The sequence below is a fragment of the Pseudomonas sp. S3(2024) genome (assembly GCF_036861315.1).
Classification (GTDB): domain Bacteria; phylum Pseudomonadota; class Gammaproteobacteria; order Pseudomonadales; family Pseudomonadaceae; genus Aquipseudomonas; species Aquipseudomonas putida_A.
In genome coordinates, this window is the sequence record NZ_JAZAQQ010000001.1 from 58,792 (window position 1) to 76,470 (window position 17,679).

At 59.9% G+C, this 17,679-nt stretch carries 18 protein-coding genes and 1 pseudogene; 1 reads left to right on the plus strand and 18 read right to left on the minus strand.

Annotated elements, in window-relative coordinates; genetic code table 11:
- Window positions 1–188: 188 nt before the first annotated feature.
- Window positions 189–299: pseudogene (locus tag VLA07_RS00305) on the minus strand (flagellar export protein FliJ); the annotation flags it as partial.
- Between the two features lie 136 nt (window positions 300–435).
- Between VLA07_RS00305 and VLA07_RS00310 the strand changes: the two are divergent.
- Window positions 436–780: a hypothetical protein gene (locus VLA07_RS00310; protein ID WP_247267710.1), complete on the plus strand. Its 345-nt coding sequence runs from the start codon at window positions 436–438 to the stop codon at window positions 778–780.
- A gap of 35 nt (window positions 781–815) precedes the next feature.
- Here VLA07_RS00310 and fliJ read toward each other — a convergent pair whose 3' ends face one another.
- The 17 genes from fliJ to VLA07_RS00395 all read right to left on the minus strand — a co-directional run bounded on the left by fliJ (window position 816) and on the right by VLA07_RS00395 (window position 17,674).
- On the minus strand, window positions 816–1,265 hold the full coding sequence (gene fliJ / locus VLA07_RS00315; RefSeq protein WP_095139370.1) for a flagellar export protein FliJ: 450 nt from the start codon (window positions 1,263–1,265) through the stop codon (window positions 816–818).
- Between the two features lie 6 nt (window positions 1,266–1,271).
- Window positions 1,272–2,630: a flagellar protein export ATPase FliI gene (fliI, locus tag VLA07_RS00320; RefSeq protein WP_007966241.1), complete on the minus strand. Its 1,359-nt coding sequence runs from the start codon at window positions 2,628–2,630 to the stop codon at window positions 1,272–1,274.
- Window positions 2,620–3,426: a flagellar assembly protein FliH gene (gene fliH / locus VLA07_RS00325; RefSeq protein ID WP_333988214.1), complete on the minus strand. Its 807-nt coding sequence runs from the start codon at window positions 3,424–3,426 to the stop codon at window positions 2,620–2,622. Before fliH ends, fliI begins: the two co-directional genes overlap by 11 nt.
- Before the next feature lie 4 nt (window positions 3,427–3,430).
- A complete protein-coding gene (gene fliG / locus VLA07_RS00330; RefSeq protein ID WP_007920042.1) occupies window positions 3,431–4,450 on the minus strand; it encodes a flagellar motor switch protein FliG in 1,020 nt (339 codons plus the stop codon).
- Complete coding sequence (gene fliF, locus VLA07_RS00335; protein WP_027614236.1) at window positions 4,443–6,230, minus strand: flagellar basal-body MS-ring/collar protein FliF; 1,788 nt, start codon at window positions 6,228–6,230, stop codon at window positions 4,443–4,445. The genes fliG and fliF overlap by 8 nt, the downstream gene beginning before the upstream one ends.
- A 15-nt stretch (window positions 6,231–6,245) precedes the next feature.
- The gene (gene fliE / locus VLA07_RS00340; protein ID WP_003222869.1) at window positions 6,246–6,575 is read right to left on the minus strand and encodes a flagellar hook-basal body complex protein FliE; all 330 of its coding nucleotides are present in this window, start codon (window positions 6,573–6,575) and stop codon (window positions 6,246–6,248) included.
- Between the two features lie 252 nt (window positions 6,576–6,827).
- Window positions 6,828–8,207 (minus strand): sigma-54-dependent transcriptional regulator, encoded by a 1,380-nt coding sequence (locus VLA07_RS00345; protein WP_333988215.1) that lies wholly within the window; start codon window positions 8,205–8,207, stop codon window positions 6,828–6,830.
- Window positions 8,208–8,212: 5 nt separating this feature from the next.
- Window positions 8,213–9,406 (minus strand): sensor histidine kinase, encoded by a 1,194-nt coding sequence (locus VLA07_RS00350; RefSeq protein ID WP_183782145.1) that lies wholly within the window; start codon window positions 9,404–9,406, stop codon window positions 8,213–8,215.
- 125 nt (window positions 9,407–9,531) lie between these two features.
- Window positions 9,532–11,007, minus strand: a complete 1,476-nt coding sequence (locus VLA07_RS00355) for a sigma-54 dependent transcriptional regulator (RefSeq protein ID WP_003222863.1) — start codon at window positions 11,005–11,007, stop codon at window positions 9,532–9,534.
- A 172-nt stretch (window positions 11,008–11,179) separates the two neighbouring features.
- Window positions 11,180–11,476, minus strand: coding sequence for a flagellar protein FliT (locus tag VLA07_RS00360; protein ID WP_333988216.1), 297 nt, complete (start codon window positions 11,474–11,476; stop codon window positions 11,180–11,182).
- Between the two features lie 11 nt (window positions 11,477–11,487).
- Complete coding sequence (gene fliS, locus VLA07_RS00365; RefSeq protein ID WP_027614233.1) at window positions 11,488–11,886, minus strand: flagellar export chaperone FliS; 399 nt, start codon at window positions 11,884–11,886, stop codon at window positions 11,488–11,490.
- A 129-nt stretch (window positions 11,887–12,015) separates the two neighbouring features.
- Window positions 12,016–13,488 (minus strand): flagellar filament capping protein FliD, encoded by a 1,473-nt coding sequence (gene fliD / locus VLA07_RS00370; protein ID WP_333988217.1) that lies wholly within the window; start codon window positions 13,486–13,488, stop codon window positions 12,016–12,018.
- Window positions 13,489–13,571: 83 nt separating this feature from the next.
- Window positions 13,572–13,931 (minus strand): flagellar protein FlaG, encoded by a 360-nt coding sequence (locus VLA07_RS00375; protein ID WP_097090143.1) that lies wholly within the window; start codon window positions 13,929–13,931, stop codon window positions 13,572–13,574.
- 73 nt (window positions 13,932–14,004) lie between these two features.
- Window positions 14,005–14,865 (minus strand): flagellin domain-containing protein, encoded by an 861-nt coding sequence (locus tag VLA07_RS00380; protein ID WP_007958307.1) that lies wholly within the window; start codon window positions 14,863–14,865, stop codon window positions 14,005–14,007.
- A 237-nt stretch (window positions 14,866–15,102) separates the two neighbouring features.
- Window positions 15,103–15,375, minus strand: coding sequence for a hypothetical protein (locus VLA07_RS00385; RefSeq protein ID WP_333988218.1), 273 nt, complete (start codon window positions 15,373–15,375; stop codon window positions 15,103–15,105).
- A complete protein-coding gene (locus VLA07_RS00390) occupies window positions 15,372–16,661 on the minus strand; it encodes a motility associated factor glycosyltransferase family protein (RefSeq protein WP_247267714.1) in 1,290 nt (429 codons plus the stop codon). Before VLA07_RS00390 ends, VLA07_RS00385 begins: the two co-directional genes overlap by 4 nt.
- 86 nt (window positions 16,662–16,747) lie before the next feature.
- Window positions 16,748–17,674, minus strand: coding sequence for a ketoacyl-ACP synthase III (locus tag VLA07_RS00395; RefSeq protein ID WP_096796272.1), 927 nt, complete (start codon window positions 17,672–17,674; stop codon window positions 16,748–16,750).
- Window positions 17,675–17,679 lie beyond the last annotated feature (5 nt).

Sequence of the window (17,679 nt, forward strand, 5' to 3'; positions counted from 1 at the left end):
TGGCTTCCTTGTCATTGACGAACGTGTACAAGGTTTAGCACCTGGACAGGGTTGGGGCAAGGCTCAGCGCAGAAGCAAATGTGGGAGCGGGCTTGCTCGCGAAAGCGGTGTGTCAGTCAACATTGCTGTCTCTGACACACCGCCTTCGCGAGCAAGCCCGCTCCCACAGGGAATTTTTGGGCAATTTGAAAAGGGTTGTGCCGCTGCAGGCGCTGCGACAACTGGTCCAGCAGCTTCTGCTCGCGCTTGTCTTCGAGGCGTTGCGCCTCTTCGCCGTAGCGCTGCACCCGTTTGCGCAGGAGAACCGAGGCCCTGCAGCCACTTCGCGACTGCCGCTTGTCGCCACTGTCAGATCTGACAGTAGATCGAGGAAAGAGGCATAGCCCTTAATCAAGCGGCAGCAATTTCGCTGCGCTCAGGTCAAAGGACTGCATCATGGACCCGCTTTTTGAACGCTTTGAAAAACCGTCACTGACTAACACCGCGTCACCAACCATCATCACTCATGATGAATACCTTAAGGGTGATTCCCGCGTGAAGGCGACCTACCCAGGTAAAGCAGGCGACGAACTTGCGTTTTACCTTGTGGCCGAAGACGTTGATACCCATAGAAAGTGGCAAATAAACCTTAGTGATCGGCCGGATTACGCTCTACCCATCACTGACTACTGGGAATGGGAGTTAGTGGGCAAACAAATATATATGTTCTTCGATGTGATCCGAGACTCCAAACTCCTGGGTCGTTCCAAAGGCTTCAGCTTCACAATATTGGACAAATGACTCCGTCCATCCTCTAGCACCACTGCTGCGGCACGTTAATACGGATCGTGCCGCGGCAAGCGCTGCGACAACTCGTCCAGCAGCTTCTGCTCGCGCTTGTCTTCGAGGCGTTGCGCCTCTTCGCGGTAGCGCTGCACCAGTTTGCGCAAGCCTTCGACCTTGGCGAACGCCTGCTGCCAGGCGTCGCGCGCCTTGATCAGGTTGTTCTGGTGCCAGACCAGGCTCTGGCGCTGCTGGTCGATCGCGGTGTCCAGTTGCGCCAGAAAGCCGTGATACCCCAGCAGCCATTGCCCGGAAACCCCGTCGCTGCCGCGCACGATCCACTGTTCCTGATAATCCAGACGAAAGGCGTCGAGGTCGGCGAGTTTGCTTTCAGCGACTTTGACCTGACCCTGAAAGTAACCCAGGCGTTGCACGGCGGTTTTCTCGGCCTGTTCGGCCATTTCCACCACCGGTGCCAGACGTGCTGCGCGACTCACGGCCATGGCCGGTTACCCACCCGCCGCAGGCGCGAACAGGGTTTCGAGGTAAGCCTGGCTCTCGCCCATGTTGATCTTGTCGTTCAGCCCCTGCCGCTGGTAGCGGGTCAGTTGCGGTTGCAGCGAGATCGCCAGATCGGTCTCGCGGTCGCCACCGGCGACGTAAGCGCCGACGCTGATCAGATCGCGGCTCTGCTGATAGCGCGACCACAGCTGCTTGAAGTACTGCGCGCGCTGCATGTGTTCCGCCGAGACCACGGCCGGCATCACCCGGCTGATCGAGGCTTCGATGTCGATGGCCGGGTAGTGCCCTTCCTCGGCCAGACGCCGGGACAACACGATGTGGCCGTCGAGCACGCCCCGCGCCGAGTCGGCAATCGGATCCTGCTGGTCATCGCCTTCGGACAATACGGTGTAGAACGCAGTGATCGAACCGCCGCCCTTCTCCGCATTACCGGCACGCTCCACCAGTTTCGGCAGTTTGGCGAACACCGAGGGCGGATAACCCTTGGTCGCTGGCGGCTCACCGATGGCCAGAGCGATTTCCCGCTGGGCCTGAGCGAAACGAGTCAGCGAATCCATCAGCAGCAGGACGTTCTTGCCCTTGTCGCGGAAATACTCGGCGATGCGCGTGCAGTACATCGCCGCGCGCAGACGCATCAGCGGCGCATCGTCCGCCGGCGAGGCGACGACCACCGAACGCTTGAGGCCTTCTTCACCGAGGATGTGCTCGATGAACTCCTTAACTTCTCGACCCCGCTCACCGATCAGACCGACGACGATAATGTCGGCCTCGGTGAAGCGGGTCATCATGCCCAGCAGCACCGATTTACCGACACCGGTACCGGCGAACAGGCCCAGACGCTGACCACGCCCGACCGTCAGCAAACCGTTGATGCAACGAATGCCGACATCCAGCGGTTCGTGAATCGGGTCGCGGTTGAGCGGGTTGATCGTCGGGCCGTCCATCGGCACCCAGTCTTCAGCCTTCATCCCGCCCTTGCCGTCCAGCGCGCGTCCGGCCCCATCGAGGACGCGACCGAGCATGCTCATGCCCATCGGCAAGCGACCGGTTTCTGCCAGCGGCACCACGCGGGCGCCCGGGGCGATACCGGCGACGCTGCCGACCGGCATCAGAAAGACTTTGCTGCCAGAGAAGCCCATGACTTCCGCTTCCACCTGGGATGGGTGATAGCTGTCGTCATTGATGACCAGGCAGCGCGTGCCCATGGCGGCGCGCAGGCCTTCGGCTTCGAGGGTGAGGCCGACCATGCGCAGCAGGCGGCCTTCGAGAATCGGCGCGCCGGCGATTTCAGTGGCGTCGGCATAGGTGCTGAGGCGCTTGGCGAAACTGGTGCGTTCAAGGCGCATCGGGGGTGTCCGCGAGCGGCTCTTCAGGCGCAGCCGCCAGTTGGCTTTCTTCAGGAATGTCCAGACTCAGATCCGGCGCGGCCGGGTGCAGAGCCTGTTCGTGCAACTGGTCGAACAGCTTGGCCATGACCTGGGTCACGCGGGTCTCGATGCTGGCGTCGATGCGGCTGTGTTCGGTTTCAACCCGGCAACCGCCCGGCAACAGCGAGTCGTCTTCGACGATGCGCCAGGATTCCTCGTGACGCTCGCGCAAGGCCTTGGCCTGCTCGAAGTCCTGCGGATTGACGTACAGACGCACGTTGTCCACGCCCAACGGTAGCAGCTTGAGCGCGTCGCGCATGACGTGTTCGATCTGGCTGGAATCGATGGCCAGCTCGCGCTTGATCACCTGTCTGGTGATGTGTTGTACGAGGTCGACCAGCGACTTTTCGATCTGGGTGTCTTGCTCGGCAATCGGCTCGAACAGATGGGTCATCAGTTGCTCAAGGCTGGCCAGTTTCGCCGCCAGCGCCACTTCGGCTTCCTGACGCACCTTGAGCGTGGCGCTGTGAAAACCTTCCTTCTCGCCGATGCCAAAGCCCTCGTTGTAAGCCTCCTGACGGATGCTTTCGAGTTCTTCCAGGGTCAGTGGCTGGACTTCTTCCAGCGGCACTTCTTCCATTTCCGGCGGTTCGGGCTCCGGTTCCGGCTCGGGTTCCGGTTTCGGCGGATCGAAGCTGGGCAGTGCCCAGGATTCGAAACCACGGACATCGCGGGCGCGGATCAGATCCGTCACTGACTCGTCATGCTTGTCCATGGGCTTAGATCATTTCCTCGCCGCCCTTGCCACCGAGCACGATTTCGCCGGCTTCGGCCATGCGACGGGCAATGGTGAGGATTTCTTTCTGCGCGGTTTCCACGTCGCTGACGCGCACCGGGCCTTTGGCCTCGAGGTCGTCGCGCAACAGTTCGGCGGCACGCTTGGACATGTTCTTGAAGATCTTCTCTTTGACGCCTTCGTCCGAACCCTTGAGGGCCAGCACCAGCACGTCGGAGGACACTTCGCGCAACAGCGCCTGAATGCCACGGTCGTCGACATCGGCGAGGTTGTTGAACACGAACATGAGGTCTTCGATCTGACCGGACAGGTCTTCGTCGACTTCGCGGATCGAGTCCATGAGCTGACCTTCGATCGAGCTGTCGAGGAAGTTCATGATGTCCGCCGCACGCTTGATGCCACCCAGGGTGGTGCGCGAGGCGTTCGAGTTGCCGGAGAACTGCTTCTCGAGAATCTGGTTCAGCTCTTTCAGGGCGGCCGGTTGCACGGTGTTCAACGACGAGACGCGCAGGATGATGTCCAGACGCACCTTGTGGTCGAAGTTGCCCAGTACTTCACCGGCCTGATCCGGGTCGAGGTATGCCACCACGATCGCCTGGATCTGCGGGTGTTCGTAACGGATCACGTCGGCAACCGCGCGCGGCTCCATCCATTTCAGGCTGTCGAGGCCGCTGGTGTTGCCCCCGAGCAGGATGCGGTCGATCAGGCCGTTGGCCTTGTCCTCACCCAGCGCCTGGGTAAGCATTTTGCGCACGTAGTCGTCGGAGCCGACGCCGAGGCTGGTCTGGTCGCCGACGATGTCGACGAACTCGCTCATGACCTGCTCGACCTGCTCGCGATGGACGTTGCCCATCTGGGCCATGGCCACACCCACACGCTGAACCTCTTTCGGGCCCATGTGGCGCAGCACTTGGGCTGCATCGGTCGAACCCAGGGACAGCAGCAGAATCGCGGCTTTGTCGACCTTGTTCAGTTTGACGGTTGCGGCTCGGTTATCACTCATCTGCGTTAATCCACTCTTTCACGACCTGAGCCACGCGACCCGGATCCTCGGCCACCAAGCTCTTGATTGCATTCAGTTGTGCGTCGTAACCCTCACTCGGGCTCGGCAACAGAATGCTCTGCGGACCACCGAGGCTCACGCGGTCGTTGGCCAGGTCGCCGTCCAGGCCGCCCATGCCACCGAGTTCCACGTCGCTGCCCAGACCGGCCAGCTCCTTGCCTTTGCCGCCGCCGGTGATGTTGTTCAACACCGGACGCAGCACACCAAACACCAGCACCAGAATGAACAACACACCCAGCACTTGTTTGACGATGTCCCAGAACCATGGCTGGGAGTAGAACGGAATATCGGCAACCACTTCACCGCGTTCGGCGGAGAACGGCATGTTGATCACGCTGACGCTGTCGCCACGGCTGGCATCGAAGCCGACCGCGTCCTGCACCAGACGGGTGAAGCGCGCCAATTCATCGGCGCTCCACGGCGCGCGGGTGGTTTCACCGTTGGCCGCATTGACCTTGACCTGATCGTCGACCACCACCGACACCGACAGACGATTCAGGCGACCCTGCTGCTGTTTGGTGTGGCTGATGGAACGATCGAGCTCGAAGTTCTTGGTGGATTGTTGACGCTTGTCCGCCGGGTACGGCGCGAGCATCGGCTGGCCAGTGGCCGGGTCCATGATCTGCTGACCGTTGGCATCGACCAGTGGCTGACCTGGCTGAATCATCCCGGTAGAGCCTTGCGCGCCACCGGTGGTTTGCGGGGCCGAAGCCGGCGCCGGCGGCTGGTTGCTCAGGGCACCCGGCACACCTTGCGGGCCATTGCTGGCGGTGCGTTGTTCGTTGACCGACTGCTCGCTGCGCAACGCCGGCTGGTCCGGGTTGAACTGCTCGGCAGTCGATTCGACGGCACTGAAATCGATGTCAGCCGACACTTCAGCCTTGTAGCGATCGTTGCCCAGTACCGGCTGCAGAATGTTGTGCACGCGCTGGGTAAGCATGCTTTCCATGCGGCGGCTGTAATCGAACTGCTTGCCGGCCATGGTCATTTCGGAGTTTTCCGCCTGATCGGAGAGCAGGTTGCCCTTCTGATCGACGACGGTGATCTGCGATTTGCTCAGTTCAGGCACGGAGGTCGCCACCAGGTTGATGATCGCGACCACCTGACCCGGCTCCAGCGAACGCCCGGAATACAGCTCGACCAGTACCGAAGCGCTTGGCTTGCGCTCATCACGCACGAACACAGAACTCTTCGGAATCGCCAGGTGCACGCGAGCGCCCTTGACGTTGTTCAGGCTGGAGATGGTGCGCGCCAGTTCGCCTTCCAGACCACGACGGTAGCGAGTCGCTTCCATGAACTGACTGGTGCCCAGACCCTGTTCCTTGTCGAGGATTTCGAAACCGATGTTGCCGTCGCTGGGAGTGACACCAGCGGCCGCGAGTTTCATCCGCGCACGGGACAGATCGTCAGCCTTGACCAGCAAGGCGCCGGAGTTCGGCTCGACGGTGTAAGGGATGTCGGCGGAGGCCAGGGTGTCCATGACCTGCTTGGCGTCCATGCCGGCAAGGCTGCCGTACAACGGACGGTAATCCGGCTGCTGCGACCACAGCACCACGGCAAAGCCAATCGCCACGCTCGCAGCCAGGCCGACCAACAGGCCCACCTGACGCAGCATGGTCATCTCGGAGAGGTTTTCCAGGAAGGACAGGCCGAACAGCGGCGGTTTGCCGTCTATCGGGGTGGCCTTGGCCGGAACGTTATCGGCGACTGCTTCTGCCATGACTCAATCTCGTCCTTAAACCGGCATCTGCATGATGTCTTGATAAGCCTGAACCAGTTTGTTGCGCACCTGGGTCAGAGCCTGGAACGACACGCTGGCTTTCTGCGAGGCGATCATCACGTCCGTCAGATCGACGCCGCTCTTGCCGATTTCAAATGCGTTGGCCAACTGAGTCGACGCCTGCTGGGTATCGCTGACTTTGTTGATGGCCTGACCGAGCATGTCGGAAAAGCTGCTGCCTGCCAGTTCAGGGACGGCGGCAGTCGATTTCGGCGTGGCCATGGCGTCCATTTTCATGGCCTTCATGTCCATCATCAACCGATTGAATTCAATACCTTGGCTCATGGTCTACTCTCTTGGGCGGCCCGCAATTTTTTGACACTCACTCGGCGGGTACACAGGTGTTAGCAACAAGGGTGCCAGCTCGGCTGGTCTTGTTTCATAAATGCCGCTGTGGTCTGTGCGCTATGTCGGGATCACCGCAAAACAACTGTGGGAGGGGGCTTGCTCCCGAAGGCGGCGTGTCATTCAACAATGATGTGACAGACCTGACCTCTTCGGGAGCAAGCCCCCTCCCACCGTTATTCGCGTCAACTTTCAGGTGGCGAACAGATAACCTTCGACGTCCATCCCGGCATCACGCATCTGCGCCAGTTTGTAACGCAGGGTACGCGGGCTGATACCGAGCTTCTCCGCAGCCTCCTTGCGCCGGCCACGCTCGGTGCGCAGGGTATCGATGATCATCTGGAACTCCCGGCGACGCAGGTCGTCGCCCAGCGCCCCGGCGGATTCAGCCTCGACTTCGATTTCGCGCACCAGCGGTTGCACCGGCGCCGCGGTATAGGTCACTGCGCCGGTCAGACAGAAATCCTGTGGCTGGATCAAACCGCCCTGCTGCAGAATCAGCGCCCGTTGAATCGCGTTATCCAGCTCACGCACGTTGCCCGGCCACGGGTAGTGGGTCAGGCAAGCCTGGGCTTCTGGCGAAAGTTTCGCCGCCGCATGCTTCATTTTATTGACGTGTTTGTTCAGCAACCGCTCGGCCAGCGGCAGGATATCGGCAGTGCGCTCGCGAAGTGGACGCCACGCCAGGGGAAAAACCGACAAGCGGTAGAACAAGTCTTCACGAAAACGCCCCGCCGCCACTTCGCCAGCCAGATCACGGTTGGTGGTCGCCACCACGCGAATATCCAGGGTGATCGGCTTGCGCGCGCCGACGCGCTCGACCTCGCGCTCCTGCAACACCCGCAGCAACTTGGCTTGCAGGCCCAGGGGCATCTCGGAAATCTCGTCGAGCAGAATGGTGCCGCCATCGGCCTGCTCGAATTTGCCGGCCTGAGCCGCAATGGCGCCGGTGAACGAGCCTTTCTCGTGACCGAACAGCGTGGCTTCAAGCATGTTGTCAGGAATCGCCGCGCAGTTGATCGCGATGAACGGCTGGCTCGCACGGTGGGATTGCTGGTGGATGTAACGCGCCAGCACTTCCTTGCCGGTGCCGGACTCGCCGGAGATCAGCACCGTGGAATCACTGCGTGCCACCCGCGCCGCCAGTTCGAGCAACTGCGCACTGGCCGGCTCGACTGCCACCGGACCTTCACCCTCCGTCACACTGATGCAGCCCAGAGCATGCCGCGACACCAGATCCAGCAACGCCTTGGGTTCAAATGGCTTGACCAGATAATCCGCCGCGCCCTGACGCATCGCATCGACCGCACGCTCGACCGCTCCGTGCGCAGTCATCAGCAACACCGGCAATTGCGGCTGCCGGGCACGCAGCAAACCGAGCAGTTGATGGCCATCCATACCGGGCATGTTGACGTCGCTGACCACCAGACTGAACGCTTCGCGCTCGACCGCCTGCAACGCCTCTTCGGCGCTGCCGACTGCATGGTAGTCGTGGCCCGCCAGCAACAGCGTATCGGCCAGCGCTTCGCGCAACGAGCGGTCATCCTCGACCAGCAAAACCTTGATGCCCATGACGTTTACTCAGCTCCCTGTACAGCGGAAAACAGCGGCAGGATCACCTGCGCGCACGTGCCGCGCCCGACCCGCGAGCGCAGCTGCAATTCTCCCTGATGCGCTCGCGCTACAGCCTTGACCACGGTCAGGCCCAGCCCAGTGCCGGTGACTTTGGTGGTGAAAAACGGTTCGCCGAGACGCTCGAGCACCAGCGGCTCGATGCCGCTGCCACTGTCGCTGACGCACAGGCGCAGGCTGTTGTCGCGGGTGTAGCAGTGCACCTTCAGGCGCACGTTGCCATCGCTGGCCTGAATCGCGTTTTCGATCAGATTGAGAATCGCCCCGACCAGGGTGTCGCGGTTGCACAGCAGCTCGCCGGCATGGCTGTCGCACTGCCAGCGGATTGGCAGATCCTGTACATGGGTCAGCGCCGCCGCTTGCAGCGCCTGCATCAGAGTATTCGGGGTGATGCGGTCGGTCAGCGGCAGCTCGCCACGGGCGAACACCAACATGTCGCGCACCTGATGCTCCAGCTCATGCAGGCGCTCCTTGAGGCGGCCGGCGAAGCGCTGCTGGGTGGCGACGGGCAATTCCTGCTCAGTCAAATGACTGGCGTAGAGCAACGCAGCGGACAACGGCGTGCGGATCTGATGGGCCAGCGAGGCGACCATCCGTCCGAGCGACGACAGGCGCTCGTGGCGCGCCAGTTGATCTTGAAGGTGGCGGGTTTCTGTCAGGTCGTTGAGCAGCACCAACTGCCCCGGCTCGGCATCCAGCGAGCGGGTGGCAATCGACAGGCGTCGACCGTTTTTCAGAGAGATTTCATGACCGTCGTCTTCACGCGGGGCGAAGCAACGGGCAATGACGTGGCGCCACAACTCGCCCTCCAGCGGCAGCCCCAACAAATCGATCGCCGCCGGGTTGGCTTCGCGCACCATACCGTGGCCGTCGATCACGATGACGCCACCGGGCAACAGATCAAGGAGGTTTTGCAGACGGTTGGCCAAACGTTCTTTTTCGGCCAGCTCCTGCATGCGCTGGGCACTGACCACCGCCAGCTCGCCCTTGAGCTCGGTAACCCGGGCTTCAAGCATGCTGTAGGAATCGGTCAGTTGACTGGACATCTGATTGAACAGCGCGAACGCGTGCTCAAGACCCTGACGGCTCGCCTGCTCTACGGACGACGGTTGCCCCTCGGCATGGGAGGCAGATGACATCTGGGCGTGGGGCATTGTGTTCTCTCGCTTGGCTGACCGTCAGTTAAACGGAACGTTGCGAGGGATGTAGCAATACCCGTGCCTAAAAAAAACTGCTTATAAATGAAGGCGTTGAAAAACAGGCGTCAATCATCCGCCTGTTCGTCTCCTTCGCGCCGGCTCATGCCGTACTTGCGCATCTTCTCCACCAACGTGGTGCGACGAATACGCAGGCGTTCGGCGGCACGCGCCACGATGCCATTGGCGTCGTCCAGCGCCTGCTGGATCAGGCCCTGTTCCAGACCACCGAGGTAGTCCTTGAGGTCCAGGCCTTCCGGCGGCAGCATCGCGTTGGCGGTAAAGTCCGGCGTATGACCGTTGATCGCCACGCGCTCTTCGAGATCGCTGCGCAGGCTGTCGACCATCTGCTCGTCTTCGTCGTCGACGTAGCGGAATTTCTTCGGCAATTCGACCACGCCGATCACCCCGTACGGATGCATGATCGCCATGCGTTCCACCAGATTGGCCAGCTCACGGACGTTGCCCGGCCAGCCGTGACGGCACAGCGACATGATCGCGGCCGAGTTGAAACGGATCGAACCGCGCTTTTCGTGTTCCATGCGCGAGATCAGTTCGTTCATCAACAGCGGGATGTCTTCGACGCGCTCACGCAGCGGCGCCATCTCGATCGGGAACACATTCAGGCGATAGTAGAGGTCTTCGCGGAAGGTGCCGATCTCGATCATGCTTTCGAGATTCTTGTGGGTCGCGGCAATGATGCGCACGTCGACGCTCTGGGTCTTGTTGCTGCCCACGCGTTCGAAAGTGCGTTCCTGCAGCACGCGCAGCAGCTTGACCTGCATCGGCAGCGGCATATCGCCGATTTCGTCGAGGAACAGCGTACCGCCGTTGGCCAGTTCGAAACGCCCGGCACGGCTGGTGATCGCACCGGTGAAGGCGCCCTTCTCGTGGCCAAACAGTTCGCTTTCCAGCAGCTCTGCCGGGATCGCCCCGCAGTTGACCGGCACGAAAGGCGCGTCGCGACGCTTGGAGTGGTAATGCAGGTTGCGCGCAACCACTTCCTTGCCGGTGCCGGACTCGCCGAGGATCAGCACGCTGGCGTCGGTATCAGCCACTTGCTGCATCATCTGCCGGACGTGCTGAATCGCCCGGCTGGTGCCGACAAGGCTGCGGAACAGGTTGGGCTCGCGATGACGACCGCGCTCGCGGGCCTGGTCGTACATCTCGCGATAGACCTGGGCACGGTGCAGGGAGTCGAGCAGTTTGCTGTAGCTGGGCGGCATTTCCAGGGTCGAAAGCACCCGGCGGCGCTGGTCTTCCGGCAGGTCGACGGAAGAATTATCGCCCATCAGCAAAACCGGAAGGAACTCATCCCACGTCGAGAGTGTCTTTAACAAGCCCAAAAGTGCACCCGGAGCATTTACCGTCCCGATCAGTACACAGATGACTTCACGACTCGATGACAAAGAGCCGACAGCCTGCTGCCAGTCATGGCTGCCGCAGGGTAAATTTTCTTCGCCGAGAAAATTTAAAATCACCGCCAGGTCGCGGCGGCGGACGCTATCGTCATCGATCAGCAGAATTTTGGTTTCACGCCACATGCAATAGCAACTTCCCTAGTCAACTCAATGCCCGAGAAATGGGGCAAGCGAGACGCTTGCAGGACACCTTGTGCCTGTAGACGCCTGAAATCTGAAAACAGCCACTAGTTAAGTCAAAAAACCGTGCACAGTCAAATTTATGGCGCACATGTCTGGATTAACTGGGGGTTAATTAACCAAACAGATGGTAAACCTTTGCCGCCTTTTGCGCTTGGGTGATCTGCGACATCTCATTGGCTATCGCCTGGCGCTCACCCATCGCCGCCTCCAGAAGCTCCTTGTAGACATGGAGCAATTCCTCAAGGTTACTGCGCAAGGCCTCCTCATCCAGCGAGGCCTCGGCCATGACGTCTTCCATGCAGGAACGGCAAGCCAGATCCAGCGCGCCAATGGCTTCCCAGTTGCGTTCGGCCAGCGCACTGACCAGCGCTTCACGGGTGTCGGCGATTCGCTGCAATACAAGACTCATGGTGCTCTCCTTTAAAACTGCGGAGCAGGCTCGGGGGCGATGGCATCCCAGCCTTCTTTGACCGTGCTCAGCAAGCCGGCGACCTCATCGAGAATGCGCGGATCGCTGTTGATGTTGGCCTCGGCGAGGCGCTTCATCATGTAGATGTATAGCCCGTCCAGATCGGCCAGTTCATCGGCACACTTTTCCAGATCCAGACCTTCGCGCAGCCCGCTGACAATGCCAATGGCCTTGCTGATCGAGGTGCATTTGCCAGGAATGTCCTTGCGCTCGATGGCACCCTTGGCCTGAGCGATGCGGGCCAGCCCGCCTTCCATCAGCATTTGCACCAGACGGTGCGGACTCGCCTCGGAGGTCTGGGCGTGCGCGCCGACTTTCTGATATTGCCGAAGGGCTAACATTGGGTTCATGTTCTACCTCATTGCCACAATGACTCGTATAACCAGTGTATCGCCAACGAATCACAGAACTTTAGATCAAAAGACAAAAACCCGGCGCACGCCGATAAAGCGTAGCCGGGTTTTTGTCGTTATTGCCTGTTACTTCGCGGATTGCTGAGCGTTCAGCGAGCTGAAGAACGACGTGATATTGCTCGCCGTCGCCTTCATCTGCCCTACCAGCAAGTCCATGGCGTTGTACTTGGCAGTCAACGTCTTGGTCAGGTTGGCAACACGCAGATCCAGCGCCAATTGCTGGCTGGTCAGGCTCTTGGTGTTGTTGTTCAGAATGGACATGCGCTGATCAAGCAGGCCTACGGCAGTAGGGGCGCTACCGGCAGGCGCCTTCAGATACGGATCCACTGCCTTGTTCATGCGCGCCAGCAGACCGTTGGTGTCGTCGGTCCCGGTGAACATCTGCTGCACCTGGCCAGCCTTGCCGGGCTGAGCCATGGTTTTGGTGAACGCAGCAGTATCAAATGTCAGGTTGCCGGTGTTGCGGTCGGTCATCACACCGATCTCCGACAGATAGGACAAAGAACCCTTTGCACCAGCACCAGGAGCAGTCAACTGGCCACGGATGTCGGCGATCAGCGAACGCGGCAACGAGTCACCGGTAAACGCCGCCTGCACTGTCAGTTTGCCGTCTTCATCAGGCGTAGCCTTGGAAAGCGTGTCGATGGTGGTCTTCAGGGTGTTGTAGGCGTCAACAAACGCCTGAACCGACGCCTGCAGCCCCTTGGTGTTGGTATCGACGCTGACAACGGTCGGCGTGGCAACGCCACCAACGAGAGGACTGACAGTGGTCAGATTCAGGGTCAGTCCGCTGATTGCACCACTGACCGTATTGCTCTTGCTGGAAACCTGCAGGCCGTCGATGGTCACCTTGGCATCTTGTGCAGGGCCATTGACGTTGCCAGAGGCGCCTGCCGCCGGATTGGTACCCATCGACTGAGTACCGTCGATCTCCAGACCGGCAATCCCGCTGACAGAGAGGTCGGTACCGGCGCCCGTCTTGTTCGAGCTGATCACCAGGCGCGAAGCACCACTGCTGTCGGTCACGATGTTGGCAGAAATACCATTTGAGCCCTGAGCCGTGTTGATTGCGTCACGGGTGCTCTGCAAGGTCGCATTGGCCGGGATCGTGACATTGTAATCAGTGCCATTCTGACTGATTTTCAGGGTACCACTCGGAATGGCACTGGCAGCACCGCCGGCGAAAGAAGCGCTGGCAACTTTCGAGCCAGTGGCCAATTGATTGACAACAACGTTGTAAGTCCCCGACACCGCGGTGTTATCGGAGGTGGCGCCGAGAATCGCTGTGTTGCTCGAGGTCGCCGTGAAGCCGGCAAATGCCGGGTTGGTCTTGCTGCCCAGGTTGGTCATCGCCGTCTGGTACGCGGTTAGCGCACTCTTCAACGTGCCGACACCGGAAATCTTCAGGGTATTGGTTTTGGTCGCGGAATCGATCTGCGTCTGCTTCGGCGACTTGTCGGCGTTGACCAGCGCGGTCACGATCGCGCCGATGTCCAGGCCGGAACCCAGTCCGGAACCCGGTAGAATTGGACTTGCCATGTGCATCTCCCTTCAGATTGTTGCCAGACTTTTGACCCATCCAGGCGTCATTCAAGAAAGACAAACACTATTCATGCCAGCTATCAGACTTTGGCGTCGAACAACACATGGCTTGCGTTGGCGAGGCTGTCTGCGAGCTTGAGTGCTTCTGCGGAGGGGATCTGGCGTACGACCTCACCCGTCTCGCTTGCGATCACCTTGACGATGACCTTGCCAGAGTGCTCGTCGATCGAGAACTCCAGGTTACGCTTGATCGATTGAACGAACTTCTCGATCTCTTGCACGGCCAGTTTCAACTTGGCGTCATCCGTTTGCTGACTTTTCCTGTCAGCGACCGGAGCGTCGACCGGTGCAACTTTTGGCGTCTCCGACGGCTTATCAGCAACAGGCGTCGCTGGCTTGGGAGCCGGATAAGACACGTTAAGCTTTACGCTCATGTCCATGCTCATCACCTCCTAACGTAAAAAAGCGAGAGAGCGCGACCAGCGCACCCTCCCGCCCAAACTCATTCCGAAATTACTGAAGCAGCTTCAGTACAGCGGAAGGCAGTTGGTTGGCTTGAGCCAGAACAGAGGTCGAAGCCTGTTGCAGGGTTTGCTGCTTGGTCAGGTTAGCAGTCTCTGCGGCGAAGTCGGTATCTTGTACGCGACCTTGTGCAGCAGTGGTGTTCTCGGTGATGTTCTGCAAGTTCTGGATGGTGCTGGTCAGACGGTTTTGCGAAGCACCCAGGCTGGCACGAGTTGCACCGATTGCAGCGATAGCGGCGTCGATTGCAGTGATCGCGTTGTCGATGTTCTGCGAAGCAGAACCAGCGCCAGTACCGGTGGTACCAGTCAGAACTACAGTACCGCTACCTACGGACAGGCTGACGGCGTCGAACTTGGAGCTCAGTACCAGGTCGATGTGGTTAGCCGAACCGGTGTTTGCGCCAACTTGCAGGGTTACAGTACCAGCCGAACCGTCCAGCAGGTTTTTGCCGTTCAGGTTGGTAGCAGCCGAGATACGGGTGATTTCGTCAGACATCTGAGCGAATTCAGCGTTGGTTGCGGTCTGGTCAGCAGTGCCGTTGGTGCCGTTACGTGCTTTAACAGCCAGTTCACGCATACGCTGCAGGATGTCGGTCGAAGCTTGCAGAGCGCCTTCAGCGGTCTGAGCAACGGAGATACCGTCGTTGGCGTTCTGGATGGCTTGGGTGTTACCACGGATCTGCGAAGACATACGGTTCGAGATCTGCAGGCCAGCAGCGTCGTCTTTTGCGCTGTTGATTTTCAGGCCGGAAGACAGGCGCTGCATCGAAGTCGACAGAGCGTCGGAAGCGCGGTTCAGGTTCTTTTGAACGTTCAGCGACGTGGTGTTGGTGTTTACTGTTAAAGCCATGACGAATTCCTCGTTGGTTGGGTACTGCGGCTTCCGGCCCTGGCAACCGCCTGGAATGGCCTAGAGAACCTTCGTAATAGTTATCGTCGGGTTGGCAAGTTGCTTGAGGGCTTTTTGAAAAAAATTTGCCATCACCCTGCCACCCCCGAGAAAACAAGGGCTTAGCGCCCTCCCACCTGCGAAAAAATGACGCCATAAAACCGACCCGCGCGCAAAGCCGCGGGCCAGTGCGGTCGCTCATTTTGCCGATCGTGCTTTTTGCAACACTTCGATCAGCTCGTACTCCATCCAGTCAGCCAGCCCCAACCAGTCCTGACGCTCCTGACAATCGAGCATGTGCGTGAGTACAAAGGACCAGTCCTGCTGAATCGGCGCAGACGCAGCTATCAACAACTGCTGCGCGCCCTCGAACACATCGACCATATCCAGCGCCGCCTCGACATCACGCCCTAGACGAAACAGCCCGGCGCAGTGGCGACACTCGTCGACGCAGCGCTCAATCGTCTTCATTGCACAAACTCCTGATTGAACTGCGTCCCGGCGATCAGTGCGCCCGCTCGACTGCTGTTGAAAAACTGTACCTGCGGATGCGCGGCGATATAACGCTCCAGTACGCACAGATAACCGCGAAAGTTCAGCTGGGTGCTGACCCGCTGGCCATGGCCGTCCTGTACCCAGTGCCGCGCCTGATCAACACCGGGGCCCAGATCACCGTCATTCCAGCCAGCATGGGTCTTGTTCATCGGGAACGCGAAGTCAGCGCCAAACAGGGTAATGCGCGACGCGCCCATCTTCACCGCCAGATCCACCGCCGGATGAATCACGCTGCCACCGACATGCAGTTGTCCGCGCGGATATTGCTCACGCAACGCGGCGTACACCGGGCTGGCCGAGTAACCGCCATAGCGCTTGCCTTTCCAGGCGGTCAGCACTGCAGGATCGCTCATGGGCAGATACACCAGCGGGATGCCAGCGGAGTCCTCGAACGGCAAATGCCGGAAGCTGATGCGCTGATCGATGGTGACCACCAGATCCGGGACGATGCCGTGTTCGCGCAGTGGCCGGTAAGCGGTATCGACGCACATCAACAACGGACGTTCAGCCTGCGCATGCACCGCCGCCAGACGCTGGAAATGCCCTTCCAGCGTCGGCCCGGTGCCGATCACATAGATTTCCCGGCCATTGGCGCTGCCGAACAACTGCGCCACATCGTCATCACCCAGCAACACCGGCAGGCAGTCCTGCAAACGCTGTTGAATGAACGGCAAGTTTGGATCGAACTCGCGATTGTTGAAGCTCAGGTGCACTTCACTGACCAGCCGATCGCGGATCTTCGCATTGAAGTCATCAGCCAGCAGCATCTCCGCCGGCAGGGCGAAAAACGGTGTGCAGATGTCTGACAGATCACCGGCATAGAACAGCTGCACGCGCGGATCTTCCAGCCATTGGCGCTGATCGAGCAGTTGCAGCACCAGCGCGAACAACGCGCCATTGAGGATGTGCACGTACAACCGCTCAAGGCCGGCGCGCTCCAGCAGCACCGTTGGCAAATCGCCGAGGCCGGTGCCGTAGACATGCAACTGCGGTTGTTCCGCCAGGCTGGCCGCCTGGATTCGGGCTTCGTGGACCCGGTCGTGGCGGCTGGTCAGTTGAATGCCATTGACACTGAGCGTCGAGCCCAAGCCCTGCACCAGTTCGGCTTGAACGACTGAGGTGTCTTCCGCCATCAGCCGCTCGAACAACGCCGGCCAGCGTTGCTGGATGACCTGGGCGTTGGGTTGGAAAAACTCGCTCATGCCGCCTAGCGCTCCATTCAGGCAAAAAAAATAGCGCTCAAGGGTAACCTTGAACGCTATTTTTGTATCCGCCGTTTTTGACCGACTCAAGGACGATAGATGATCGCCGAGCCCCACGACAGACCGACACCGAAACCGCTCAGGGCAATGCGCTGCCAGTCGGAATCGAGTACGTGTTTTTCCAGCAGCAGCGGGATGCTCGACGACACGGTGTTACCGGTCTCGACCATGTCCTTGATGAACTTCTCCGGCTCGCCTTCGAAACGCCGCGCCACCGCATCGACAATCGCCGCACTGCCCTGGTGAATGCAGAAGGCGTCGATGTCGTCAGCCTTGAGGCCGGAGTCGTCGAGCAATTCGTGCAAGTGCGCCGGGACTTTGAGCAGCGCGAAGTTGAACACCTGACGGCCGTTCATGAAGAACACGCCATCGGTGACTTTCAGGTGCGGTGCGCCCGAACCGTCGGTGCCGAACTTGGCCTTGCCCAGCGCCCATGAAGGATCTTCGCCCATCCAGGTCGCGGTGGCGGCATCGCCGAAGAGCATGGTGGTGTTACGGTCTTCCGGGTCGACGATTTTCGAATACGGGTCAGCGGTGATCAGCAGGCCGTTCTTCAGGCCGGCGGCTTCCATGAAGCCCTTGATCGCGTAGATGCCGTAGACGTAACCGGAGCAGCCCAGGGAAATATCGAACGCCGCGACATTAGTCGGCAGACCGAGTTTGTCCTGGACGATGGCAGCGGTGTGCGGCAGACCTTCTTCGTCACCGTTCTGGGTGACGACGATCAGCGCGTCGATCGATTCACGCTTCAGTTCAGGGTTGCTGGCAAACAGCGCATTGGCCGCTTCCACGCACAGATCGGAGGTTTCCTGTTCAGCGTCTTTGCGCGGCAGGAAGGCCGAACCGATTTTGCCGAGGATGAATTCTTCATCCTTCTCGAATTTTGCACCTTGTGCGTAATTGTCCACGCCGGCTACAGGAACGTAGCTCGCAATGCTTTTTATGCCAATCATTACGG